We start from the raw sequence: 25,087 nt of genomic DNA on the forward strand, positions 1-25,087 counted from the left end.
CGCCCGCCAAAAACGGCACTGACGACGCAATCCACGGTCTTTGCGCCTCGCCGGTTGCATGTCTGACTTGCGCCGCGACCCGCGCGAACAGACTCACTAGCGGCTGCCTGGGTGTCTCGTCGAGCGCGCGCAGCAATGCATGCGTGTAGATGCCGTGGCGCATGCCGTCTGCTGCAAAACCGCCGCGCGCGGTTGCGTAGGCAACTAGCGTGTTCGGCGGAAGCGCTGCAGCTTCAGCGACACCGGTGCCGGTGAATGGATTGTCGAGACAGGTATCGACAATCGCGATATTGAGTTCGCCGTCGCGCGAGACATGCATTGCCTGCAAGACGTTACCCAGATCGATGCCCTCGCGAATCGGCGAGGCCGGTGAACGCATATCTAGGCCGACAGGAATCAATAACGTTTGCGTGCCGATGCGCATGCCGTGACCGGCGAAATAGAAAACACCCACACTGCCGGCACGCAGCCGCTCGCGAAAGTCGCTAATCGCCCGCTGCATTTGCAGCGGTGTTGCATTCGCAAGCACCGTTACGTCGTAGTGCAGCGCACGCAACCGGTGGGCCAATGCCTGTGCATCGCGCGGCGCGTTTTGTTCGATGACGTCTAACAGATCGCCGCCATTGGCAGCATGCGGACCATAGGCACCGTTGCCGATTACAAGCGCGATGCGCGGAGCTCCAGCATGCATCGGTGTTAACGGTGCAAGAGCCACGTCAGCCGGCGCGGCCGATTGCGTCGCGCGCGTGCTCTCACGCGGAGCCGAGGCAAACGCGCCGTCGCAATTCACCAGAATGGCCCCGGCCATCCACGTCAGCAGGAATATTCGCCACATCTTCGCATCCTGTTTGTTCCGGACAGAACATAGGCATCCGGGCACCGCGTTTTCGCCGCTATTCGTTGCCGTTTGCCGATACCGCGGCGCAGAGATGGCGAAGTTTCGACGCGCGTTCGACCGTCCGCGTTGCAACGTATCAACAAACATAGCACGCGCGTGGCGGGCCACAACCAACACTTTTACCGAGTGCGGTATACGGTTAACGAGCGTGGCGTATCTTTTTGGCAAGTTACGTCCTAAGCTGATTCACAAAGCAACGCGGCACAGTCGTTTTAACTACGCGGCTGCCGCATCACGCGCACCCGCGATCGCAGCATCATCGCCCCCGCTGCCTTTGCAGTCGAGGTGGTTACGACCGCTCTTCGGGAGAGTGCGCCATGCGAAGAACCAACGTCCCCGCTGTTTCCCACTCGAGTTTCAAAGCCATGGCACGGCTATGCACATTGCGCGCGGTTTCGCGGACGGTGCTGGCCGTCGCCGTTATCGGCGCAGTGCCGCCGCTGCCGGCACTCGCGGAGACGACTGCATCGCCTCCCGGCGCGGAGGAGTACATCATCTGGCCGTCCGACGGGGCCGTGATTCACGGCGGCAAGCTGTGGGTGCGCATGGGCTTGCGCAACATGGGCGTGTGCCCGAAAGGCGTCGGGTTCCCGAACTGCGGGCACCATCATCTTCTGATCGACACAGACCTGCCGGCGCTCGACCAGGAAATTCCGTCGGACCGCAATCACCTGCATTTCGGCGCGGGCGAGACGGATGCACGTATCGAGTTGCCGCCAGGCAAGCACACGTTGCAGCTCATTCTGGGTGACCACAATCACGTGCCGCACTCGCCGTCCGTGTACTCGAAAAAGATCACTATCACCGTGCAGAAAGACTAGCGCGTTTAGCGTGCTTATCGCGTTCATTGCGGCTTGCTCAGGACGGAGAGACCTTCATGTACAAACTCATCGCAGTCGCGGCGCTGGTGGCGTCGGCGGCATGGGGCGCGGCGGATTTTGCCGTGGCGGCAGGGGCGTCGTCGCCTCCCGGCGCGTATGCGTATATTGGCTATCCGAACGACGGCCAGGTGGTTCCCGCCAACAAGCCCTTTCGCGTGTGGTTCGGCCTGCGTTATATGGGCGTTGCGCCGAAGGGCGTGAAGTATCCGAACACGGGGCATCACCATTTGCTGATCGACGTGGACTTGCCGCCGATGGACCAGGAGATACCCTCGGACCGCAATCATCTGCATTTCGGCGCGGGCGAAACCGAGACCATGATCCAGTTGCCACCGGGCAAGCACACATTGCAGCTGCTGATGGGCGACGACATGCATGTCCCGCACAACCCGCCGGTGTACTCGAAGAAGATCACGGTCATTGCGCGTTGACCGTGGCGCATGCAGCGCCGTTGTCGATTGAGCCGATGTCACGCAGCAGCCAACGATTTCACGCCGGTTGTTGGCTGCAATCCATCACTCTGCCCCAGGCTCATCTCCACCTCATGCAGCATCAGCAAGCTGCCGTTTCTCCGCAGGCCTTGACCAGCGGCACTTCGGCAAATTTCTTAGGACCGGGAAACAAAACTGGCACAGGCCATGCGTTAGTGATGCTCGAGCAGACAAGTTGCTCGAACCCAACCGAAAGACTGTGACCTTCCCATTCAGGAGATTTGCCATGAACACGCTGATGATCAAAGACCTGTCCATCACCGAACAACTCGACAGCAAGGCGATGAGCGCCGTGCGCGGCGGCACCGGCTACCTGTATCCGTCGTCGTCGTATCTGAACTTCGCGCCGGTCTATGCACCGAACAACAGCAAGAAGGTCGATGCGACTCAACTCATCAGCACGACGATGAACATCCAGAACGCCAACGGCAACAACGCAGCGTTCGTCGCCGGCGTGACGACCACGATCGATCCGCATGTGACGTCGAGCAACAACATCTTCGTGTCGTAAGCGGCGCAGGCGGACGCGAGGGCTTGCCGGCCCGCGCGTCCGCGAGTCGCTCCTCAAAATTTCGGCACATCAATCGTTCTTTTCACGCGACACCTCTTCACCGCACATCTCCCGAGTCCATGTTCATGCACTGCTTCGATGGTGAAGCGGCGCGGGAGATGCTTTACTTGAATGGTGCGCTTGCATCGCGCAGTGAAGTGGGCGTCATCGGAGAAAATCGTGTCAGCGTTGCCTGATTCAGAGATCGTTCGGCGCTTCTTCAATCGCCCCACCGCGGCGATGTTGCGCGGGCTTTGCGCTGCAACGATAGGCGCCGTCGCTCTTTGCGCATGCGTCGATGTCAGCATGCCCGACTATAAGCGGCCCGATACGCCGGCCAAGACTTCGTGGACGGGCCAGAGCGGCACTCCCGTCTTTGCGGCGGCCACCATCGAACCGGACTGGTGGAAAGGCTTTAGCGATCCGACTCTCGACTCGCTGATTGCGAAAGCCATAGGCGGCAACTTCGACATCAAGGTACTGGCCGCGCGTATCGACGTGGCCCGCACGCAGATCGGCGAAGCAAAAGCCGGCGCGCTGCCGACCATGGATCTCGGCGGCGGCGCCAGTTTCCAGAAAACCACCGGCCAGACTTTCGCCAAGCAATACAACGTGGCGACGCAGGTCAACTGGGACATCGACATCTGGGGCAAAGTCGAGAAGGGCGTTCAGGCGCAGAAGGCGGAATTCCGCGCGAGCGAAGCCGATTGGCGCGCGGGTTATCTCGAACTCGTCTCGAACGTATCGAGCACCTATTTTCAGATCCTCCAATTCGACGATCAAATCGATCAGCAGCAAAAAACGCTTGTCACCAACCGCCAGATTCTCTCCATCTACGAAGGCCAGCGCCGCAGTGGTCTGATCCCGCAGACGCAGGTATTGCGGCAGCAGGCGGAAATCAATCGGCTGACGAATCAGTTGCTCGAATTGGGGCGCTCGCGCGATCTCGCGAATAACGCGCTGTGCACGCTGATCGGCGTACCGGCGGGCGAATTCCGCTTGCCGAAAGGTCATTTGCAGCAGCGCGTCCGGTTGCCGGGCGTGCCCGACGGCCTGCCTGCACAATTGCTCGCGCGGCGCCCCGATATCGTGGCCGCGGAATTCAGGGTGCTGGAGGCATATGACCTGGTCGGTCAGGCCAAGCTCGCGCAGTTGCCCTCTATCAGCCTGACCGGCCACGGCGGTACGGCGAGTTTCGCGCTGACCGACTTGCTGAAGTCGTTCACCTACGGCTTCATGCCGAGCATCAACATTCCGCTGCTCGACCCCGGAGTGCGCGCGCACGTAAAAGTGACGCAGGCCCAGTCGACGGTGGCGGAGCAGCAGTACCGCGCGACTGTAATGGGCGCATTCGAGGAAGTGGAGAACGCGTTGGTCAATCTGAATGCACATAAGGCACAGCGGGTAGAGCTGCAGCAACAAGCGGACCGTTTGCAGATGGTTGCCGATCAGATCCAGTCGCAACTACAGCTTGGTGTCGTGTCGCAACTCGAGGTGTTCGAGACGGAGCGCACGCTACTGGACGCGCAGTTGTCGTTACTGGCGAATCATCAATTGATTTTGTCGGACACGGTGCTGCTTTATAAGGCCCTCGGCGGCGGCTGGCCGAGTGTCGACGTACAGGCGCAAGTCAAGGAGCAGTAGAGCGGAAGCACAGCAGAAGTACTGCGGAAGTAACGGAGCATTGAGCTAATCCGCAATGCCGTTCGCGCGACGCCTTTTCCGGTTCCGCGCTTGATGTCCACCGGCTCGATAACCGACGACTGAGAATTGACACTCGCGATGCGTGACTTACAATCCTTGAGGAGCCGCGTTTCAGACGGCTCTGTAAAACAAGATCTTCTCGCCGTCGTCCTTCGTGCTGATTCCGTTGCGCTCTCGCCGCAGCGGGTAAACGATTAGTGATCCGGATAAAATGGCCGACGGCGAAATACCGATTGCTGAGACACGCGCGACAGTCGAAGCCGCTTTCGACGTGCTGCTGTCTCCCCTTGCGTCCGGGCAGCGCCCTGCGCTGGACGCCATCCGGATTGTCGACAGCCTGTTCGCCATCGGGCGCAGCGAGGCACCGTTTACCGACTATCCCGCCGAGCGGATCGCGCGCCTGTCGCGTCGTCATGCACGCATCTTCATCGAAGACGGCGCGGTGTACGTGGCAGACCTCGGTAGCAAGAACGGCACCACCGTCAACGGCATCGCTGTGCGACAAACACCGGCTCGCGTGCGGGCAGGAGACGAACTGTGCTTTGGCGGCGACCTCTGTTATCGCGTGAGTATCGAGCCGCGCGCCCGCATCGTCGCGGGTCGCAGCGCAGCGTCGTGTGCGCGAGGCCTGCTGCTTGTTCCCCAGCGTGACGACCTCGGGCTGCAGCCTATTGAAGTGCAGGCCTTTCCGTTTCTCGTCAGCAAGGCGGATCAGGTCTTTTCGCGCTACAAGGACCGCTATCCGCATCAGGTCAACTACATCTCGCGCCGGCACGCACACATCTTTCTGAAGGGCACGGAGCTTTACGTCGAAGATCTCGGCAGCACGAACGGCACATTCGTCGGTGGAAAGCGTCTTGACGAATCCGCGCAGCCGCTGGCGGATGGCGACGTCGTTGCATTTGGCGGAGACCACTTCGTCTACAGGGTGACGCTGCACAAACCGCCCGAAGCCGAGCCGACCGTGACGCAACTGCTGCTCGATCCCGCCGCCGCCGAAGCCGCCGACGCCGACAAGACAACCTTCGTCGGCGCGGCGAATTCGTTTCTCGACATCTTCTGCGTGGATCCGGCGCGGCAACGCGAAGACGAGATCAATGAGGCGGCGCACGCGGCGTGTTTCCAGGCAAGACGCGCGCCGTCGGCTGGGGCGGCTGCCAGTGCAGCAAAAAGCGCGAATGGCGGGCCCGCTCACGACAGCACCGCTGACGGATCGAAAAGCGGCCGCACTGCCGGCGCTACGAGACGCAAGCCGCGGCGCTGGCGTCTCGTAGCTGGCGAGCTCAGCAAGGCATTTGCAGGCGACGATCGCGCAAGCATGCGACGAATCGCGGCGTGGGGCGGAGCTGGCGTCGTATTGCTGGGCGCTGTTGCGTTGACGCTCTACCTTCGCGGTTCATCCGAGCGCGAACTGAAGAACCTGCTCGCGAGCGGCGACTATTCGAGCGCGGTGCAGTCGGCCAGGAGCTATCTGGCCAGTCATCCCACGGATACGAAAGTCAGCGCGCTGGCGAGCGAAGCGCTCCTCAAGGCGAAGCTTCCAGGCTGGCTCAATGCGCTGCACAAAGCGCAGTTCGACCAGGCCGACGCGCTGCTTGCGGACATGAAGTCGTCGACCGCGAACAATGCGGACGCGGCGTCGCTGCTCGGCGAACTGCAATGGGTGGGCGATCTCGAGCGCTTCGTCGCCGGGCGTGGCGGCGTGGAGGCGCCGATCCGCATGTATCGCGACGAGGCGGCTATCGACGGTTTGCTGCAACGCTGGCATGACGATCCGCAAAGCCACCAGCGCGCACTCGACAGAATCGCCTCATATGTACCCGTTTTTACGGAGCCGTATGCGCAGGCGATGAGCCATCTGCGCAAGTTGGAAAGCGACGATTCGGTTTATCTCGCCGCAATCGGGCGACTCGACGGCACCATCCGCACCGAGTTGGCGCGCGACAAACCCGCTGCGCTGCCCTCCGTACTCGACGATTATGCGCAACGCTACCCGCGTCTCGCGGGCCTCGACCAGGTGCGCGACGATCTGCGCCAATACACGACTGTGCTGGAAGCCGCGCTTGGTCGTCAACTGAACACCCTGCTCGCGCTGATGAAGACCGCGCGTTTCAGTACGCCGCCTTTTCAGGCGCAGTATCAGCAACTGGCCGCGACGCGTCTGCCTTCGGTCGATGTGATCCGGCGACACGACGCCGTAGCCACTGCATGGCAGCGCGGCGACGCGCAACAGGCGCTGGCGGGATTGCAGTCGATGCCCGCCGGACCCTGGTCCGATGTGCTCGCCGCCGAAGCCGTACACAAGAAAGCGCTGTTCGATCAATACAACGATCTGCAAAAAACGCGCGGCGGCAAGGATTATGACCAGCGTCTGCTGTCTTTCTATGCGAGCCTCGATCCGTCGATGGATGTGTGGTTCGCACAAGCAATCCAGAAAGACGTTGCGGCGTTGCACGATAAAGCGCTGTCGCGCGCGCAAGACCTGATGCTGCGCGCGCAGAGCCTTTGGAAGCAGTATCGCGCGAGTGGTCCGATCGGCGGCACGCAGCGCCTCGAGGCGGGTATTTCGCCGGGTTTTCGTAACGAGGCGCGCCTGTTGTCCGATGCACAAACGGCCGCGCAGCAGGGTATGCGCATCTACTCGCAGTTGAAAGCGGATCATCCCGCGGATTTCGACCGCCTGCTCGCGGATATCGAAGCGGAAACAGGCCTGCAGCGCCGCTCGCTGACCGAGTTGCGCATGGTGCTGGATCCCGCGCTTCTGAGAGCGAAGCTGGCGTTGATTGGAGGCGAGCAGAGTGAAACGCGACAGTCACCCTAGAACGCTGGCGCAGGCGCTGGAAGACCATAGCGTCGAAGGCATTGCGATACTCACCGCGGAGCCGGTGCGGATTGCGCGCGCACTGATCTGGGCGATGGTCGCGCTGGTGGTGGCAGGTTTGCTGTGGTCGTTCGTGGGGCGTGCCGATGTGATTGTCAGCGCGCAGGGCACACTCTCGCCGGAATCGGAAGTGCGCCGCATTTATGCGCCTATCGACGGCGAACTGGCCGACCTCTATATCGCGGAAGGACAGCCAGTATCGAAAGGCGATGTACTCGCGCGACTGAATGCGCGCGGCGCTATCGAAGCGGCAAGCAATGCGCTGCAAGCGCAACTGAAACTGGAAGATGCCGAGCGCGACTGGAAGCAGTTCCCGCAGAAGAAAGCGCTCATGGAGCGAAAAGCCGCTGCATTGAAAGCGCAAATGGAGGTGGAAGCCCGTCTGCACGAAAACCGCGTTTCGGAAGGCACGACCAAACTTGCCGAAGGGCAGAAGGCGGAACTCGACGAAGCGCGCAGCGTACTCGACAACGCACGGCGCGTGCGCGAGGCCGCACACCAGGAACTCGACCGCTATTCGCGGCTATTTGCGCAGCCGGGTGGCGGCGGTATTGCCGAATTGCAGGTGGAGCAGAAACGAACCGCGGCGATGGAAGCAGACAACGCGTACCGTGTCGCCCAATCGAAGCTCGCTGAACTGGATTTCCGTTTGAGCCACGAGTACGCCAAAGCCAACGCGGAGCTGGAAACGAGCGGGCAGCAAACCACCGACCTGCAGCTTCAATACGACGCCGCCGTGCGCGACATAACGGATGCGGAAGACAAGTTGCGGTTGCAACTGCAAAGCGCACGGCTCGTATCGGAAGCCGCCGCCCGAATCCGTTTCGAGAACATCGACAAGGACAATTTCCTGTTGATTCTGGCGCCGGTTTCAGGCGTGATTACGGACGTCACGTCGACGCAGCGCGGCGACAAGATTCAGGCGAACTCACCGCTCGGCGGCATTGCGCCCAAAGACGCCAAACCGGTATTGAAGATAGAAATTGCCGAACACGACCGCGCGTTCCTGCACGAGGGACTGCCGGTCAAACTGAAGTTCAACGCGTTTCCGTATCAGCGCTATGGATTGATCGGCGGCACGCTTGCCTATATATCCCCCACGACCAAGCCCTCATTGCAGAACAAGCAGCCGGTGTACGAGGGCCGCGTCATCCTCGAGAAGAACTACTACGAGATTGCCGGCACTCGCTATCCGTTGCGTTACGGCATGACTGCGAGCGCGGAAATCGTGGTGCGCGAGCGGCGGCTGATCGACCTGGGACTCGATCCGTTCAGGCAGGTGGCGGGTTGACCGCGCGGATCAAACATCAACCAAAGGAGCGGACAACATGACCGCGATAGTGCGAATCGATGATGAAGTCGTGGATGTCAGCGAGTTCATTCGTCTTCTGAAACTGACTGGCCAGTTCGAAAGCCTCATAGAGCAGATCGTGCGCGACAAGCTCACCGTGCATGCGGCGAAGAAGCAGGGCATTGTCGTTACCGCCGACGAAATCCAGGAACGTGCCGACCAGTTTCGCCGCGTGCGGGGCCTGCATCGCGCGACCGATATGAACCAGTATCTCGACGTGCTCAACGTAAGCCTCGACGAATTCGAGGCGTTCATCACGGACGGCCTGTATCAGGAGAAGATGCTTGAGGAGGTCGGCAACGAGGCGGCAGTTCGAGATTACTTCGCGCTGAATTCACCCAAGTTCGACGCAATCGAAGTAAGTCACATCGTGCTGGACAGCGAGGGTAAGGCGAAGGAAATGATCTCGTATCTGCACGACGATCCGGATAGCTTCGCCGAGATGGCGCGCGAGCATTCCATTGCCGATACGCGCGAGGCGGGCGGTGTAATCGGCAAGGTACTGCGCGGCTCGCTGAAGCCCGACATCGAGGCGAAGATCTTCAATGCGTCGGTGGGCGATCTGCTAGGGCCGTTTCCGTCGGCGGATCGTTCCTGTTTCGAGATCTTTGCGGTGACTGCCAAATATCCCGCTACGCTCGACGCCGACGTGGCCGCCGAAGTGCGCCGGCTTCTGCGCGAAAGCTGGTTGATCGCACGCGCGCAGGAGCATGTGATCGAAGCGCGCTGACCGGGCGCCACCATCAGAAGCCGAACAGAGGTCCGCACGTTTATGGATGCACCCCAGACCGCGCCATCCGCCGCCGAGTTTCTTGCCTCGGTGGAGATACTGTCGCCCTTCTCGCGCGACGAAATCGAGCGTCTAGCCGAATATGCGCAAGCGCGCTTCTATTCGTTTGGCGAAACAGTCTGCTCCGCAGGCGAGACGGCCGAGGGTTTGTACGTGGTCCGCTCCGGCTCGGTCCGCATCTTTGTCGAAGAGCACGGCAAGGAAACGAGCATGGGCGTGCGCAAGTCGGGCGAGATCTTCGCCGACATCGCCATGCTGCGCACGTATGTGCATGAAGCGTCGGTGCGGGCATCCGCGAAAACCGAGTTGCTGTTCATTCCGCGCGCCGTAATCGAACCGGTGCTTGCCGGCAATCAGGCGGCGCTCGCGTTTGTCGCGAGCTATGTGGCGATCAACTCCGCGGGTGGCTTCGTCGCGCAGTTGTTCGATCTGCGGGGAAAGCTGAACAAGGCCGAACTCGAAGAATATGTGCGCAGCGTCGGCGTTAAACGCGTGGCGGCGGGCAAGGAAATTCTCAAGCAGGACGCACGCGACGACCGGCGCTTATACGTAGTGCGCCAAGGTCAGGTGCGGATTGTCCGCCATGAGGAAGGACGCGACTATACGCTCGCCACGTTAGGGGAAGGCGAAATATTCGGCGAGAAGGCGTGTTTGATGCGCCAGGAGCAAATGGCTTCTGTGATTGCTTCCACCGACACGCGGCTTCTCGTCATTCCCGAGCGGACGGTGCATTTCATTCTCGAACGCAATCCCAAGCTGCGCGAAGTACTGGACGAGCGGATTCGCTACGGCGACCGCGAACTGCAGCGGCAAAAGCGGCTCGAGCAACGCCGCAAGTTGCCGCTCATGCTCGATTTGCAGAGCAAGCCTGAGTTCGGCGAGAAGATCATCAGGCGCTTTCCGCTCGTGGAACAAGCGGAAGAAATGGATTGCGGCGCCGCATGTCTCGCAATGATCTGCCGCCACTACAGCATTCCGATGACGCTCGGAAAATTGCGCGAACTCGCCAATGTGACGACTCAGGGCGCGACGCTGGACAGTCTCGCGCGCGCGGGCGAGTCGCTCGGCTTTACCATGCGGGGCGTGCAGTGCACATTCGATTCCCTGCGTGGTTTCGATTTGCCGTTTATCGTGCATTGGGAGGGCTACCACTATGTCGTGGTATACGGCCTTTCCAGTGAATATGTCTGGGTCGCCGATCCGGCGCTGGGCTTTCGCAAGATGACTGTGGAAGACTTCGAGCGCGGCTGGAGCGGCACCTGTCTGCTGTTCACCGGCGGACCGCAGTTGCTGCAGATGTCGGCGGCGCGTTCTCCGTGGATACGCTTTGTCGGTTATCTGAAGCCTTACCGGAAAATACTCGGGCACCTGTTTCTCGCCACATTCGTGATTCAGGTGCTGGGCGTGATTCCGCCGCTCATCATCCAGAACATTCTTGACGGTGTGATCGTCCACCAGAACGTGAGCTTGCTGCACCTGCTGATAGGCGGGCTCATTATTGCCAATGTGTTTTCGCAACTCATGTCGTCGATTCGCGCATATCTCGCGAATTTCATGGTGCGCAACATGGACTTCGCAATGATGTCGCAGTTCTTCAAGCACACGTTGTCGCTGCCGTTCTCGTTCTTCGCAAAACGCAAAACCGGCGACATCTTCGCCCGCTTTCAGGAGAACCAGACCATTCGCGCGTTTCTCACCGAATCCACGGTGACAACCGCGTTGAATCTGCTGATGGTGTTCATCTACTTCACGATCATGTTCGTCTACAACGTGAAGATGACGCTGGTACTGATCGGATTCGTCATTCCGATCATGGCGCTGACCGCATTGGCCACACCGAAGATCAAGAACTACGCGCGCGAGGTGTTCACTGCGTCGACGGAATCCAAGTCTTTTCTGATGGAAGCGCTGGCGGGCGTCGAGACGGTCAAGGGCATGGGCATCGAGCGGCCCGTGCGGTTGCGCTGGGAAAAGAAATACGCGAAAGCACTCGAAGTGCAGTATCGCGCGCACGCTTTCAATATTCTCGTCGGGCTCGGCAGCCAGTTGCTGAACGCGGCGACCACAATTGCAATTCTGTGGGTCGGCGCAAATCTCGTGCTGGCGCGCGAAATGACAATCGGGCAATTGATTGCATTTAATGCATTCATGGGCAGCGTGCTCGGTCCTTTGATGGGACTCGTCGGTTTGTGGAGCATGTTGAACGATGCGGGCGTCGCGATGGAACGTCTCGGCGATGTACTCGATATCGAGCCCGAACAGAAGCCGGAAGATCTGCCGTCGCGCGTCATGTTGCCTGAGCTGCAAGGCGAAATAAGCTTGAATGGTGTGTACTTCCGATACGGCGACAACGACTCCGCCTATGTGCTGGAGAACATCAGCTTCGACATCAAGCCCGGTGAACTGGTGGCGATTGTCGGACGCAGCGGCTCTGGCAAGACGACGCTCGCCAAACTGCTGGTAGGTTTTTATGCGCCGAGTGAAGGGAAAATGTCGATAGACGGCTATGACCTCGGCGTGGTCGACAAAGCCTATTACCGTGCGCAGATCGGCTACGTAATGCAAAGCAATCTGCTTTTCTCCGGCACGATTGCCGAGAACATTGCGAGCGGCGACGATGCGCCGGATCGCCGGCGCATAGAGGAAGTCGCGAAGATGGCCGACGCGCATGCGTTCATCAGCAAAATGCCGCTCGGCTATGAGCAGATTGTCGGCGAGCGCGGAATCGGTTTGTCGGGCGGGCAGATTCAGCGGCTTTGCATTGCGCGGGCGCTGTATCACGATCCGCGCCTGCTGGTATTCGACGAAGCCACCTCCGCGCTCGATTCGCAGTCGGAAAGCAATATTCTCGGCAATATGCACGACATTCTGAAAGGCCGCACGGCGGTGATCATCGCGCACCGGCTAAGTACGATCATGCGTGCCGACAAGATCCTTGTGCTATATGAAGGCGCGATTGTCGAACAGGGCCGTCATGAAGAACTGCTCCAGCGTGGTGGCATGTATTACCAACTGGTGCAGAAACAACTGAGTGCGTGATGATGAAGATACTCGACCAGATTGAAGACATCAGTCCGGCGATTTCATACGCGGGTTTGATCGAGCGAATAGAGATTCTGCGCTCGACGCTGCGCTGGTCGTCGCGGCTGGAACGCACGGACATCGACAAACTGCTGAGGCAGGCCACGTCGCTGCGCGATGAGGTCATGCAGCTATCGCACAAGGAGCGTTTCGTGCAGGCGGCCGTGACGGCGGAACCCGAACAGCGCGCCGAGCAGTCGCGCGGTGCGCGCAGGCAGGCGCTGCTCGAGCGCAGCTTCATTTTCGAAGGGACGTTCGGCGACAATCCCCGCTTATTGGAATCGCTCGAAATTGCCGAGAAGGCCGCGCCGACTGACCTGCCGGTTCTGATTGACGGCGAAAGCGGCACCGGCAAGGAACTGATGGCCAAGGTCATTCATGCCAATGGCTCGCGTTCGGACAAACCGTTTATCTCCGTCAATTGCGGCGCGATTCCGGATAACCTGCTGGAGTCCGAACTGTTCGGTCATCGCAAGGGCGCGTTTACGGGTGCCGCGAACGACCGCAAAGGCAAATTCGAGAGCGCTCATACAGGTACCATCTTTCTCGATGAAATTGGCGAATTGCCGCTCGCGGGCCAGGTGAAGCTGCTGCGCGTGCTCGAAGCGCACGAGATTCAACGTGTGGGTTCGGACGAAACGATTGCGGTGGATACGCGCATTGTCGCTGCAACGAACCGAAACCTGCGAAAACTCAGCGAGGAGGGCAAGTTTCGCGAAGACCTGTTCTACCGGCTAAGCGTCATTCACGTAACGCTGCCGCCGCTGCGCGAACGTCGAGACGAAATTCCGCTGCTGATTGCATGGTTTGGCGATGAAGCAGCCGGCACGCTGAAACGCCGGCCGGTGAGATTGACCCCTCGTTTAAGGGACTTTCTGCTCAACTATGCGTACCCCGGCAACATTCGCGAGCTGCGTAATGTCATGTACCGCATTTCGTGTCTGGCCGGCGATATGGCCGATATCGATCACTTGCCGACCGATATGCGCCCCGCTGCGCCGGGCTCAGCAGCGGCGGCCTTGCAGGGCCTGGCTAATGGCACAGGCCAGCAGCCTATCAGTGTCGCGAATCTGATGTCGCTAAGCGACGCCAAGCGCGCCGCGAGCGATGACGCGGAGAAGGCCTTTCTGGAACGCGGGCTGCGCGAAGTGAACGGCACAGTCGCGGAACTGGCGCGGCGGATCGACATGAACCGCTCGCATCTGCAGATGCTGCTGAAAAAACACGGACTGCATTCGAAGGACTTTCGCAATCGCAACATGGCGACATCCAGCAGGAACGGCGCCGAGGAACGCGACGAGGATGACGGTGACGCATAAAAGCGCCGCTACCGTTAAGAAGAGAATTGTCCAGCTGCCACCCCACGTCACCTCAGGTCACGTCACGGCGAGGGATTCAATAGCGTTTTGTCCGCTGCGTAAGGATCTTCGGCGCGCACCACGACAGCTGTGATGTTGTCCCGCCCGCCGCGTTCGAGAGCGAGGCTCACCAGTTGGCCGGGCGCGGTGTCGTGCGCCGCCGTGGTCAGCACCGCCAGCATGTCGTCCTCGCCGATCTCGTTGCTCAAGCCGTCGCTGCACAGCAGGAAAATGTCGCCGTCCGCGACTTCGATTGCATCGTCGTCGAGTTCGAGCAGGTCTGTTGCGCCCACGGCGCGCGTGATCATGTGCTGCGCCGGGTGATGCCGCGCTTCTTCATCCGTAATCACGCCGAGCGACTTGAGCGCTTCTACCTGGCTGTGATCGCGCGTGAGCTGACGCAGTTGTCGGTCGCGAACGAGATAGAGCCGGCTGTCGCCGGCCCACACGTAACCGCAAAACCGGTCGCATGCGAGAAGCGCAACGACAGTGCTGCCGATGCGCTGCACCTGGCGGCGCGCGGCCTCCTGTCTCAACTGACCATTCGCCACCTGCAAATGCGCGCGTGCGTCCGCGATAAACGCCTTCATGCTGACAGGCGGGCCGAGCCGTTTCAATGCGTCGATCACGAGGCGGCTCGCAAGGTCGCCGACCGCGTGTCCGCCCATGCCGTCCGCGACGGCCCAGCGTCCGAGCTCGGCCTCGTCGAGGTACGCGTCCTCGTTGATTTCGCGCACACGTCCCGCGTCGGAACACGCGGACGACGTCCAGCGAAATTGGCTCGTGCAAGTCACAACGGCTACACCATATCGTTTCTGCTGCGGGCGTCAGGAGAGACACTTATGTTCGAGTTCGCGCCGGTATTGCGCACGTCGACCGACTGGAACTGGTTGATCATCTGGTTAGCATAGAAGTTGTTGGACACCTCGTACAGATTCACGACCGGTCCAATGCTCGGTGTTTCCCGCACATACGGTTGAATCCAGCCATACACCCAGGGCGCACCCCCGCCGCCGCGGATCGCCGCCATTGCTTTTCGGTCGAGTGCGAGGTTGAGCGAAAGATCGTTCACAGAAATAGAAGCCATGTCGTTCTCCGGTTGACCGCGTGCGCCACGCGCGCGGCTTTAATGGATCTGGACGAGGATGGTGCAAGTGGTGTGCCAATCTGCGTGCTACGCCATGCGTTTTTCTGCAACGCATTGACTGGCGCGGGAAGGCGGATCATTCCGACCTTGCAAAGTAATGCACGTAAGAGGCGATAGGTGGGGCCTTAACCAACATCCACGTGCTGCAACCGGTGTAACACCCAACACTTTTAGCTGCGATCGAGGCGTTGGGAAACGCAGCTCCAAATGCCATTAAACATGCGGGGGACAGCGCGCACGACACCAACACATCTCCGCATTTTCTGTCGGTACACAGCCAACATCCGCTTCGCCGAAAACTGCCGGAATTCTCTGAAAGCCCGATGAATAAAGGCTTTTCAGCGCATGGCCCGGATGATGCAAAAGACCTCGCAACAGTGTTGGAAACGAACGAGGCAAGCCATGAACACGAACTCTCTTCAGACGGGCAGCAAGGCTGACGGTGGATCGTCAGCCACCATCGACTTGCCGATCGGCTCGCATCTCGTCTCGACCCGCTGCGGCTACGAACATCACGGCATTTATGTGGGCAATGGCCGCGTGGTTCATTACGCGGGCTTTGCGGGCTCGACGCATCGCGGCCCGGTTGAAGAAGTCGAACTCGACCGTTTCGCGGCCGGGCATCCGCTGTCGATTCGCGCGACGCCCTGCGCGCGCTACCTCGGCGACGAAGCGGTGCGCCGCGCGCGCTCACGCCTCGGCGAAAACCGTTATCGCCTGCTGACCAACAACTGCGAGCACTTTTGCGCCTGGGTGCTGCTCGGCGAGAGCCGCAGCGAACAGGTGCATTGCAGCCTGCGCCATCCGCGCACCGGCATGCATGTGTTGATGTGCCTCGTAAAGGCATTCGTCGAGAACGGCGCGAAGAGCCGGCAGTTCGCCGCGCAAGTTGCGTGAGCCGCCGAGCGAAATCAGTAAGGAACGAAGGAGATCATCATGGCTGCCGCTGAAAAGACCTTGCACTGGGCCGTCGAAAAATGGCTTGCCCCCACGCCGTCCATGCCCGCACGAGTGGTCGAGTTTTGTCACCGCGCTTCGCAGCAACGGCGCTTCGTGCGTGTGGAGGCGCTGCGCCCGGGCGGCTTGCTGTCCATCTTCTTCTTCCGTCACGACGACGGCTCCTGGAACGTGTTCCCGCCGCAAGCGGAACGTCCTGCCATGAACGGCTATCGTCGCACGGGTCTGTGCCAGGCCGGGGTGTGCGCAGCCGCTTCCTTGACGAGCCACTGACTGAACAACAGCATGGCAGGTGTCATTGGCTTGCCTTTCAACCAGGTGAGCCAGTAACTGCCGGCATGTATTTCGATATCGAAAGGGCTCACGAGGCGCCCCGTTTCGATCTCATGGCCGAACATCAGCGCGGGCGCGAGCGCGATGCCCGCGCCCTGCATCGCCGCTTCGACCATCAATCGCGACGAGTCGAACACCGGCCCGCGAATGGGGCGCGGCGGAATGCCCGCGGCGGCGAACCAGTTGCTCCAGTCGTCCGCGCGATACGAACGCAGCAGCGTTTCGTCGACGAGATCCGCGGGTGTGGACAATCTCTGTGCAATTTCCGGGGTGCATAGCAGTGCGAGCGGCGCGTCGAGCAGGCGCGTCGCGAGCGAACCTGGCCAGGTGCCGTCGCCGAAACGGATCGCGAAGTCGAGGCCTTCGGTCGCGAGATCCACGAGGTTGTTGTTCGTCAGGAGCCGCAATTCGACAAACGGATGAGCTTCGCGAAACGACTTGAGCCGCGGCATGAGCCAGCCGACGGCGAATGTGCCCACCACGCCGACCGTCAGCACTTCGTGAAAGTGGCCGCCATCGAATTGCTTGAGCACCGCTTCTATGCGGTCGAATGCATCGGTCAGCACGGGGCGCAATGCAAGGCCTTCGTCGGTCATCGCGAGGCCACGCGGCAGACGCTTGAAAAGCGTGGTGCCAAGACGCTCCTCCAGCGCTCTGACCTGCTGACTGATCGCGGCCTGCGTGACGTTCAGTTCCAGTGCCGCGCGCGTGAAGCTCAAGTGCCGGGCGGACGATTCGAAAGCGCGCAGCGCATTAAGCGGAAGATAAGGTCTCATGGGACGTCATGGCCGAGGCATAAGTTTTTCTTGTGAACGCATTAACTTATCATCGTTTGTCAGCGAGGGCTGGAAGACCGATAGTTGCGGCTTCACACAAGGAGCGGCAATGATCACGAGAAGAAAATTCGCGGGCGCGATGCTGGGTGTTTCAATAGCTGGCGTTGCGCTCGGCAATAGCGGCGCCTGGGGCAGGACTGCCGGATCGGTCAAAGGGGTAGAGGCGGCAAGGCAGCGCCGACAGTTCGCGAAGCTCGATGCGATTCGCGCGCGGCTGACGGAAATCGAATCGCAAAGCGGCGGGCGGCTCGGCGTGTCGATCATCGACACGACTTCGGGCTTGCAGGCCGGTCTGCATGCGGACGAGCGCTTTCCGATGTGCAGCACATTCAAGCTGCTCGCTGCGGGCGCGATATTGGCGCGCGTCGATCGTGGCGAGGAGAACCTGCAGCGGCGCATCGTCTACTCGCAAAGCGAACTGGTGCCGAATTCGCCGGCGACGTCCATGCATACTCGCGAGCGCACCGGCAACGCAGGCATGAGCATCGCTGCGTTGTGCGAGGCGGCGATCACGCTCAGCGACAACACCGCCGCGAACCTGCTGCTGCAAACCTTCGGCGGGCCCGCCGCATTGACCGCATTTGCGCGCAGTCTCGGTGACGGCATCACGCGCCTCGATCGCAACGAGCCCACGCTGAACGAGGCGACGCCGGGCGATCCGCGCGATACCACCACGCCGAATGCAATGCTTGGCAATCTGCGCGAACTCGTGATGGGCGAGCGTTTGACGTCGGCATCGAGGGCGCAATTGCTTGCCTGGCTCGCGGCCAACGAAACCGGCGGCGCGCGGATTCGCGCGAAGCTACCGAAAGACTGGGGCGTGGGCGACAAAACCGGTACGGGCGATCACGGCACTGCGAACGACGTGGCCATTCTCTGGCCACCGGGCCGCGGCCCGATTCTCGTCGCCGTCTATCTGACCGAGACCGCTGGGAATACGGCTCGCTCCAATGCGGCGATTGCAGACGTCGGCGCGCTGGTGGTCGAATCTGTTTGACGGCTGCGGGAGCGGTGCAAAGCGGATGTGCGGACGCCGCTATACCGACATTTTTTGCAGCAGCACGAGCAGCGCGTCGAATGCGATCGGCTTGCGGGCGTATGCAATAGACGGATTGGGCTGCACGGGAATGTCGGCGGCCGCGCTGCACAGAATGATTGGAATGGCGCGCAGATCCGGGTCGGCGTAAAGGGCCGCACACAATTGAAGCCCCGACATGACCGGCATCATGCAGTCCGACACGATAATGTCCGGCCGCGTTCTGCGTATCTGCTCGAGCGCGATGGCACCATTGGATGCCGTCAGCACCGTGTAGCCGTGACGCTCGAGCAGCAGTCGCCATACCGTGAGGATGTCGAACTCGTCGTCCACGACCAGAATGGTTTTCATGAGCGCTACGCCGGTCGCCGCGGCTGCGAAGTCGCGAGCAGGCCTGATGCCGAAGACACTGAAAGGCCGGACGGGCTTTCGACAATCTCGAGCCCTTGCGATGAAATTACCAGCTCGCGCGTGGACGGGTCATGCGCGCTTTCCCGCTGTTTGACGATGGAGATAGCCCGCCGCACTCCCGTATCCGTTTCGGTATAACGCAACAGCACGAGGTTTTCCGTGAGCGCCGAAACACGCGTGCTTCTCGACTGGCTGTAGTCGGGGTAGAGCGGCACTTCTTCCGTCACGAGCGTCGTGATGCCGGCCTCGCGCAACTGGTGCAGCAACGCGTTCAGAAACAGGCCGAAGCGCTCGATGCGCAATGCGGAATCGCGAAAGCCCTCTACGCCATCAATCACCATGCGGGTCGCCCCGATCTGTTTCGCGGTGGCAAGTGCATTGGCAGCGATTTCGTCCACGGCAAGCTCCACGGCGGGCTGCCATTGAATGGTGAGCCGGCCGTCGCGATGCGCTTCGTCGAGCGCAATAGAGACTGCCTCGGCTTTGCCGATCAGCCGCTGCGGTCCTTCGTAAAAGCCGAGATAGAGACAGCGTTCGCCGCGCTCCACTCCGGCCGCGAGAAACTGCAGACACAGCATGGTCTTGCCGACGCCAGACGGTCCCATCAACGTCGTGGTCGAGCCTTGCGACAGGCCGCCGCCGAACATGATGTCCAGACGCGGTAAACCGAAACTGACCCGTGTTTTCAGATCGACAGGTCCGCTCGGCGCCGCGTGTTGCGCTTCGAGACGCGGAAACATTAGTAGCCCGCTTTCGGCGATACGAAAGTAGTGCTTGCCCATCAAGTGATTGCGCGCGCGCATCTTGTGCACTTCGATTTCGCGCGCGCGGCGCATGCCGTCGCTATAGCGGTTCAACTCGATGAGACCGTCGACGAGCGTGTGTTCCGGATGCGGCTCGTTGCCGGACAGCGGCGCGAGCAGCAGCGTCGTGCAGTCCATCGCCGCGACGAGAGCGTTCAGTTCGTGAATGAACTTGGACAGCGACAACTCAGTCTCGCTGAACTCGCGTGCGCTGCGAAAGCCGTCGATGATCATCAGGCTCGGGCGGTAGTCGTAAATGCTCGACGCGATCAGTTTCAGAAAGCCGTCCAGGCCGTCCTGCATCAGCTCGTGATAACCGGAGACGAAAACCATTTGCTGCGCGACCGCTTTTTCGTCGAAGAAAGCGAGGCCCTTCAGATGCGCAAGCAACTTGTCGTGCGATTCGGCGATCAGCGTCATGTACAGCACTTTCTCGCCGCGGCTTACGCGGTGAAAGCCGATCTGGCTCGACAGAATCGTTTTGCCGGCGCCGGCCATGCCTTCGAGAAGATAGACACCGCCTCGGACCAGACCCCCGCCCAGAATCTCGTCGAGGCCGGGCACACCGGTTTCAACGTTGGCGCGAAGAGAGGTCGGCGATTCGTACATGGTCATTATGGTGTGTGGTTGAACTGCTACTGGCGGCCGCTCGCGAAGGTCAATGCGACGTCTAAGCTGATTTCGCGAGCAAAGGGCGTTCCCGACTTTCGCCACGATGGCCTCGCCAGGCCGCACATTCAGCGTTGGATGCTCGCGATTCTACTTGTCCCAGGAGCGCTTGGCCACGGACATTCGCCGCGCGGCGGATGCGCGAATGCGGGGCGCGCGTCGAGAGTCGAGCGCGGCGTTTCAATCCGGACCAGACGACGCCGTGCAGCCGGCGCAAAATTGAAAAGTTGTTTTGGTGCGCGCACGAAAGTACAAAACAGGTACGCGCTGCGCTGCTTAAAGACGCGCTGCGATGATGTGGCCATCAGCGAATTGCCACTGGCACGAGGGAGAGGGCAACACTCGAAACCAGCAATGGTTTGCGCGTGAGAGATATGAGGCGCGCGGCGAGCCTGCAAATGGCTGCCGTCACTAACTGCATGCAGGCTACATGCCGATGTTATTCGCGCAGATTACGGACAAAAGTTTCAAGGTGGCGCTGCACCGTGCCGGCTGCTTCCAGTTCGATGCCTTCGAGCATCTGCTTTTCGATTGCTTTCACTGCCTGCTCGCATTGACGCAAGACGGCGCGTCCCTCGTCGGTCAATTGCAGCAGCACGATGCGGGCATGCGTGCGGTCCGGCTCGCGGCTCACCCAGTTGCGGCTTGCCATGGCGTTCATCACTTCGTTGGCGGATTGCGGTGTGATGAACGAGCGCTCGGCAAGCTGCGCATTCGAAGCTTGCCCCTTCGCTTCAAGCACCGACAGCGCGGTAAATTGAGCGAGCGTCAGGCCGAGCGGCGCAAGCGCCTCGCTCATACGGCGCCGCAAACTGCGGTCGAGGCTGCCAATCACATAGGTAAGCGGCAGGCTGGGCCGGTGAGTACGCGTGGCGGTAGTTTCAACATCGTAGCGCGGCTTGCCGTATACAATTCGGCACCGCCTGAATTTTGCCAATACTGACATCGCAACCATGCCGACTCCGACCCGGGCCTTTCTTCTTGGCCCGCTCCTGAAAGGCGTATCACGCTCGTTCTACCTTACGCTGCGCGTGTTGCCGGCAGGCATGCGCGATCCGATCGGCCTCGCGTATCTGCTCGCACGTGCCGCCGATACGATCGCCGACACCTCGCTGATCGCGCCTGAGCAGCGGCTTCAATTGCTGCTGGCATTACGCGACCAGGTCAACGGCGTGGCAAGCGACGGCGCGCTGTTTCAGCGCATGGCTGCTGAAGTGGCGGACCAGCAGAGCCAGTCGGACGAAAAGGTGTTGCTCGAATCGCTTGACCCCGCGCTCCATGTGTTGGCGCAATTGAGCGAGGCCGACCGAAAGGCCGTGCGTGAGATCGTTTCGACGTTGACCGAAGGCATGGAATTCGATTTGCGCACGTTCCCCGACGAACGCTCGGGCCGCATTGCGGCCCTGCGCGAATATGGCGAGCTTGATCGCTATACGTATCTGGTGGCGGGTTGCGTCGGCGAATTCTGGACCACGATGACATACGCGCACATGCCCGGCACGCTGAAGGAGCAATCGGAGAACATGAAGGCTCGTGGCGTGCGTTTCGGTAAGGCGCTGCAAATGACCAATGTGTTGCGCGATTGCGGCAAGGACTTGCGGATCGGCCGCTGTTATCTTCCGCAAACGATGCTGGACCAGCATGGCCTGAGTGCGCAGGATCTTTTGCTGCCGGACAATTCACTGCGTGCGCGTCCGCTCATGATCGAACTATTGCGCAAGACGCTCGATCACTTCCGTGAGGCGCTCGATTACACGCTCGCAATTCCCGCGTTTTCCGTGCGTTTACGGCTTGCATGTTTGTGGCCGATTCTGATCGGCCTCGACACGCTATTGCTGCTCGTTGACAACGCTGCGTGGCTCGATCCGCAACGCGTGTCCAAAGTGTCGCGAAACAAGGTGTATCGGATCATTGGGTCTTCGCTGCTGCTGGTGCTTTCGAATGCGCTGGTGCGCCGATCGATAGAGCAGCGTATCCAGGACATCGAAGCGCGTTTCTGACCTGACTCGTATGCGGCGAACGTGCTGATTGACGGCATGCCGCCGCGAGTCGAACGACAATCTCCTTGTTTAACCTGCATCAGCAGATACGCCCGAATCGGGAAACCCCTAAGACCGCGCGTCGAAGGTTCGCGTTAGTCTCCTCGAAGGAGGAGACAATCCATGAGACAGGCGTTCAATATTGCACTGGTATTGCTGCTCGGCTATCTAATGGCGGATCGGGCGCTCATGCGAGCACAAGCTGGCGAAGTAGGGACAATCACGTGCCACCAGGGCGCGGAACTCGTCAAGGCGAGCGCGCTGAAGAAGGGCTTTGGGGAAGCCGGCGCAAGCAGCCAGGGCGAAAATTTCCTGTCGAGCTGCCTCGTCACAGGCCGCGGCAAGGTGGGCGATCTCGTTGCTCGCGACTGATCGGCGCATCGGTCCGTTGCATCCGCAACGACAGAATTTCTGGCTGGCAAAAAGCGCCTGGACCGGCGAGATCCAGGCGAAGTCATCGGCAGCCGATGACGGAGGTAACACATAGCGAACTGGCCCGCGACCGGAACAACCGGTCGCGGGCCAGTTCATTTACAGCGGATCAAACAGCTTATGCGTTGGCGGCGCGGCGAGCGGCGGGTCGTCCGACCTTAATTGCCGAAGTAAATCGACTTCGCACCACTAGCGCTTACCGCACGGCCCGATTCCGTCGAACCGGCTGCCACGCCGCCGTAGCTCGATACTGCCGGCTGCGCGGTGCCGTTCTGCGCGTCAACGCGGCGTTGCGCGGCGAGCAGATCTCTAGGGTAGTAAGGGTCCGCGCGGCCCGGCTGATAGCCGGCCTTCTCGAGTTGAACCAGTTCCGCGCGCACCTGAGCGCGAGTCACGGGCTGGTTGGACTGGGCAAACGAAGCGACAGGAGCGGCCAGCACAGTGGCGATAACAACGGCTTGAATAAGTGATTTCATGATGAACTACCTCCAGTTCGGTCTTGATTGCGCTGCGAACCTTGTTTTTCGCAGCCAGTGATTGCATTGTAGATTTGCAAACTGGAGAGAGTAATGGCGCAAATCGGTAAACTTCGTTGCTGGAAATGAGATAAATGACCGCGTGAAAATGCCGATCGACGTTGCCGAGCTTTTCAACACGCGCTGCCCGACGCAAAGGCATTCACGCGCAGCGCTCACGGCGCGCTAGCTATTGCAGCCGGCGGCGGTGGCGTACTCGCCATTGCACTGAGGCAGGCGCTCGTTCACCTGATCGAGCACGCCCGACTTTTTCCATGTCATATAGCGGAGATAGCAGGTCTGCTGTGGTGGAAACGTTCCCGGCAGTCTGTGCCACTTTTCATTTCTTTGCTGCAACCAGAGTATCGCGTTGAGGATTTCGCGATCGCTGCGGCGGGGGCGTCCGCGAGTGCAGGCGTGCTCTGGAAACAGACCCTGGACTCGTGCCCAGTCGGCATCGGAGAGAGGAATCTGTGGCATCGGCTGGTTTGAGTGAGTGTGCGCAAGGCCCAGCAGTTGGGTTACGTGGCTGTCCATGCTATTCAAAGTTTTTTGCGCGCTCACATTGCCTCCAATGAATCTATTCAAGCCAATGAATCCGCGAGCCGGCAGAACTCAGGCTTTATGTTTTGCGTGTTATCGAATTGCGCGAATCATCTTGGCGCAGATGCCGTTTCTAGCGATCCACTCCGCGTATGCGCGGTAATCGGGATCGCTCATCAGGTGCCTTTCTTCTGTTTTTGCCCGCATGAAATAGAGCATGTTGACCGCGACGAGCGCTGTGCAATGCATGAGCGCGACTCGCCAACCGAGAGGCTCTATGAACGGCACGGACACCATCCAGTACGACAGGTTCTTGGCAATATAGGCGGGATGTTTCGTGAGGCGATAGGGTCCCGAGGTGATGATGCCCCGGTTGGTCAGATTGGAGAAGCGCAAGCCGAATGAGAGCGTGGCACATGCATAGCACAGCAATAGCGCCACTATCGCAGTGCCCCAGATGATTCGCAGTACTGGCATCGAGATCAGCCAGCTGTCCCAGAACATTGAACCTTCATAACGGATGTACTGGCTGGAAATCAGCGACCAGAACGGCTGATAACAAATGAGCGCGACCAGCCAGCCGAGCGTGGTGGGTTCCGCGCTGCGCACGTGGCTGTCCAGGATGCGAAGCGTGCACAAATAGCCGACCGTGCCGAACATCAGATCCATTGCAAACGAAAGGTCGTACATGAAGCGGAACGTTGCGAGAGAAAAGGGCGCGGCCAGTGCGGCGGAAAGCGACGCGTCCAGTTGCGTTGCGGTGGTGGAGAGATAGACGATCATGAGCGGCAGGAAGAATGCCTTGACCATCCAGCCCGCAAGCATTTCGCGCAAAGGCCGCCAGTTCGACGGACGTTCGTGGCGTAACAGCAGACGCGCAAGCACGAGGTATGCATCGTCTGTTTCACGTTGATGCGTATCCATCCACGCGAAGTAGAACGGCGCGGCAATTGCCACGCAAGGCGCCAGTGCCGCGATCAGCGACCAGAACGGGTTGTAGAACGCACCGTGATATTCGGGCAATAGCCAGTAAAGCGCGCCTATGCCTGCATAGACGCAGGCGAGCGCCGCGAGGCGCATCGCGACACGCGCGATGCTGAGTGAGCGTAGTGCACGACTCGCGAGTCCGGCGCTCGGCCGCAGATAGACGCGCGCGACAAACAGCTCGTAGGAGCCCACTGTTGCAATGATCGCGAGACAGGCCACGGTGCTGCGCGCGGCGCCCCCAGGCGCGGTGCTGTCGCGCACCAGCCACAGGGTGACAAGGCCGGCCACCATGCCCAATAAGCCGACCGAAAACGGCGTTGCCGAACGCGGAGCCCGATCGTCGACATGCGCGAGTGTATCGATGCTGGAGGTCATGTCATCCTCGTCGTCATGA

Annotated in this window: 24 protein-coding genes and 1 pseudogene; 14 read left to right on the forward strand and 11 right to left on the reverse strand. The window is 60.4% G+C overall.

The genetic code is table 11. From position 1 onward, the window contains the following. Positions 1-31 precede the first annotated feature (31 nt). Positions 32-985 (reverse strand): annotated as a pseudogene (locus tag A3AC_RS31295) (caspase family protein); the annotation flags it as partial. 278 nt (positions 986-1,263) lie between these two features. Between A3AC_RS31295 and A3AC_RS0113260 the strand changes: the two are divergent. The 3 genes from A3AC_RS0113260 (at position 1,264) to A3AC_RS0113270 (ending at position 2,781) form a co-directional block, all read left to right on the forward strand. Then, positions 1,264-1,719, forward strand: coding sequence for a DUF4399 domain-containing protein (locus A3AC_RS0113260; RefSeq protein WP_442856504.1), 456 nt, complete (start codon positions 1,264-1,266; stop codon positions 1,717-1,719). A 56-nt stretch (positions 1,720-1,775) separates the two neighbouring features. Next, positions 1,776-2,210, forward strand: coding sequence for a DUF4399 domain-containing protein (locus A3AC_RS0113265; RefSeq protein WP_025599395.1), 435 nt, complete (start codon positions 1,776-1,778; stop codon positions 2,208-2,210). Positions 2,211-2,496: 286 nt separating this feature from the next. Next, positions 2,497-2,781: a hypothetical protein gene (locus A3AC_RS0113270; RefSeq protein WP_025599396.1), complete on the forward strand. Its 285-nt coding sequence runs from the start codon at positions 2,497-2,499 to the stop codon at positions 2,779-2,781. 53 nt (positions 2,782-2,834) lie between these two features. Here the strand turns inward: A3AC_RS0113270 and A3AC_RS30680 are convergent, their stop codons facing one another. Next, positions 2,835-3,128 (reverse strand): hypothetical protein, encoded by a 294-nt coding sequence (locus A3AC_RS30680; RefSeq protein WP_198017992.1) that lies wholly within the window; start codon positions 3,126-3,128, stop codon positions 2,835-2,837. Here A3AC_RS30680 and A3AC_RS0113275 point away from each other — a divergent pair. The 6 genes from A3AC_RS0113275 (at position 3,061) to A3AC_RS0113300 (ending at position 13,946) form a co-directional block, all read left to right on the forward strand. Next, a complete protein-coding gene (locus A3AC_RS0113275; RefSeq protein WP_035475102.1) occupies positions 3,061-4,464 on the forward strand; it encodes an efflux transporter outer membrane subunit in 1,404 nt (467 codons plus the stop codon). The two genes, A3AC_RS30680 and A3AC_RS0113275, sit on opposite strands and share 68 nt — an antisense overlap. 271 nt (positions 4,465-4,735) lie before the next feature. Next, positions 4,736-7,345 (forward strand): FHA domain-containing protein, encoded by a 2,610-nt coding sequence (locus tag A3AC_RS0113280; protein WP_025599398.1) that lies wholly within the window; start codon positions 4,736-4,738, stop codon positions 7,343-7,345. Then, a complete protein-coding gene (locus tag A3AC_RS0113285; RefSeq protein ID WP_025599400.1) occupies positions 7,323-8,696 on the forward strand; it encodes an HlyD family efflux transporter periplasmic adaptor subunit in 1,374 nt (457 codons plus the stop codon). Before A3AC_RS0113280 ends, A3AC_RS0113285 begins: the two co-directional genes overlap by 23 nt. Before the next feature lie 37 nt (positions 8,697-8,733). Next, the gene (locus tag A3AC_RS0113290; protein ID WP_025599401.1) at positions 8,734-9,486 is read left to right on the forward strand and encodes a peptidylprolyl isomerase; all 753 of its coding nucleotides are present in this window, start codon (positions 8,734-8,736) and stop codon (positions 9,484-9,486) included. Between the two features lie 42 nt (positions 9,487-9,528). Next, a complete protein-coding gene (locus A3AC_RS0113295) occupies positions 9,529-12,585 on the forward strand; it encodes a peptidase domain-containing ABC transporter (RefSeq protein ID WP_025599402.1) in 3,057 nt (1,018 codons plus the stop codon). After that, positions 12,585-13,946 (forward strand): sigma-54 interaction domain-containing protein, encoded by a 1,362-nt coding sequence (locus tag A3AC_RS0113300; protein ID WP_025599403.1) that lies wholly within the window; start codon positions 12,585-12,587, stop codon positions 13,944-13,946. Before A3AC_RS0113295 ends, A3AC_RS0113300 begins: the two co-directional genes overlap by 1 nt. 62 nt (positions 13,947-14,008) lie before the next feature. On the opposite strand, the gene A3AC_RS0113305 is transcribed toward A3AC_RS0113300, so the two are convergent. Both A3AC_RS0113305 and A3AC_RS0113310 read right to left on the reverse strand, forming a co-directional pair. After that, positions 14,009-14,779: a PP2C family protein-serine/threonine phosphatase gene (locus A3AC_RS0113305; protein ID WP_025599405.1), complete on the reverse strand. Its 771-nt coding sequence runs from the start codon at positions 14,777-14,779 to the stop codon at positions 14,009-14,011. Between the two features lie 5 nt (positions 14,780-14,784). Continuing rightward, the gene (locus A3AC_RS0113310; protein WP_013342362.1) at positions 14,785-15,072 is read right to left on the reverse strand and encodes a hypothetical protein; all 288 of its coding nucleotides are present in this window, start codon (positions 15,070-15,072) and stop codon (positions 14,785-14,787) included. Positions 15,073-15,534: 462 nt separating this feature from the next. Here A3AC_RS0113310 and A3AC_RS0113315 point away from each other — a divergent pair, with 462 nt between their 5' ends. Further along, a complete protein-coding gene (locus tag A3AC_RS0113315) occupies positions 15,535-16,029 on the forward strand; it encodes a lecithin retinol acyltransferase family protein (RefSeq protein ID WP_025599406.1) in 495 nt (164 codons plus the stop codon). Between the two features lie 39 nt (positions 16,030-16,068). Beyond that, positions 16,069-16,362, forward strand: coding sequence for a hypothetical protein (locus tag A3AC_RS29965; protein ID WP_084515451.1), 294 nt, complete (start codon positions 16,069-16,071; stop codon positions 16,360-16,362). Here the strand turns inward: A3AC_RS29965 and A3AC_RS0113320 are convergent. Beyond that, positions 16,299-17,198, reverse strand: coding sequence for a LysR family transcriptional regulator (locus A3AC_RS0113320; RefSeq protein WP_025599408.1), 900 nt, complete (start codon positions 17,196-17,198; stop codon positions 16,299-16,301). The two genes, A3AC_RS29965 and A3AC_RS0113320, sit on opposite strands and share 64 nt — an antisense overlap. A 139-nt stretch (positions 17,199-17,337) precedes the next feature. Here A3AC_RS0113320 and bla point away from each other — a divergent pair, with 139 nt between their 5' ends. After that, entirely contained in the window at positions 17,338-18,255 is a 918-nt protein-coding gene (gene bla, locus A3AC_RS0113325) for a class A beta-lactamase (protein WP_442856505.1), read from the forward strand. A gap of 39 nt (positions 18,256-18,294) precedes the next feature. Here bla and A3AC_RS0113330 read toward each other — a convergent pair whose 3' ends face one another. The 3 genes from A3AC_RS0113330 to A3AC_RS0113340 all read right to left on the reverse strand — a co-directional run bounded on the left by A3AC_RS0113330 (position 18,295) and on the right by A3AC_RS0113340 (position 21,123). Continuing rightward, entirely contained in the window at positions 18,295-18,645 is a 351-nt protein-coding gene (locus A3AC_RS0113330) for a response regulator (protein WP_025599410.1), read from the reverse strand. Between the two features lie 5 nt (positions 18,646-18,650). Beyond that, the gene (locus tag A3AC_RS0113335; protein WP_025599412.1) at positions 18,651-20,123 is read right to left on the reverse strand and encodes an ATPase domain-containing protein; all 1,473 of its coding nucleotides are present in this window, start codon (positions 20,121-20,123) and stop codon (positions 18,651-18,653) included. A 493-nt stretch (positions 20,124-20,616) separates the two neighbouring features. Continuing rightward, entirely contained in the window at positions 20,617-21,123 is a 507-nt protein-coding gene (locus A3AC_RS0113340) for a MarR family winged helix-turn-helix transcriptional regulator (protein ID WP_156924611.1), read from the reverse strand. A gap of 7 nt (positions 21,124-21,130) precedes the next feature. On the opposite strand from A3AC_RS0113340, the gene A3AC_RS0113345 reads away from it, so the two are divergent. Next, positions 21,131-22,177, forward strand: coding sequence for a phytoene/squalene synthase family protein (locus tag A3AC_RS0113345; protein ID WP_025599416.1), 1,047 nt, complete (start codon positions 21,131-21,133; stop codon positions 22,175-22,177). A gap of 162 nt (positions 22,178-22,339) precedes the next feature. Next, positions 22,340-22,588, forward strand: coding sequence for a hypothetical protein (locus A3AC_RS0113350; RefSeq protein WP_025599417.1), 249 nt, complete (start codon positions 22,340-22,342; stop codon positions 22,586-22,588). A gap of 218 nt (positions 22,589-22,806) precedes the next feature. On the opposite strand, the gene A3AC_RS0113355 is transcribed toward A3AC_RS0113350, so the two are convergent. The 3 genes from A3AC_RS0113355 to A3AC_RS0113370 form a co-directional block, all read right to left on the reverse strand. Continuing rightward, complete coding sequence (locus A3AC_RS0113355; RefSeq protein ID WP_025599418.1) at positions 22,807-23,124, reverse strand: DUF4148 domain-containing protein; 318 nt, start codon at positions 23,122-23,124, stop codon at positions 22,807-22,809. A gap of 225 nt (positions 23,125-23,349) precedes the next feature. Then, positions 23,350-23,727 (reverse strand): transposase, encoded by a 378-nt coding sequence (locus A3AC_RS29200; RefSeq protein ID WP_035475078.1) that lies wholly within the window; start codon positions 23,725-23,727, stop codon positions 23,350-23,352. A 72-nt stretch (positions 23,728-23,799) separates the two neighbouring features. Further along, positions 23,800-25,068, reverse strand: coding sequence for an isoprenylcysteine carboxylmethyltransferase family protein (locus A3AC_RS0113370; RefSeq protein WP_025599420.1), 1,269 nt, complete (start codon positions 25,066-25,068; stop codon positions 23,800-23,802). Between the last annotated feature and the right edge of the window lie 19 nt (positions 25,069-25,087).

Origin of the sequence: Burkholderia sp. WSM2230 (genome assembly GCF_000472445.1) — a bacterium.
Taxonomy (GTDB): domain Bacteria; phylum Pseudomonadota; class Gammaproteobacteria; order Burkholderiales; family Burkholderiaceae; genus Paraburkholderia.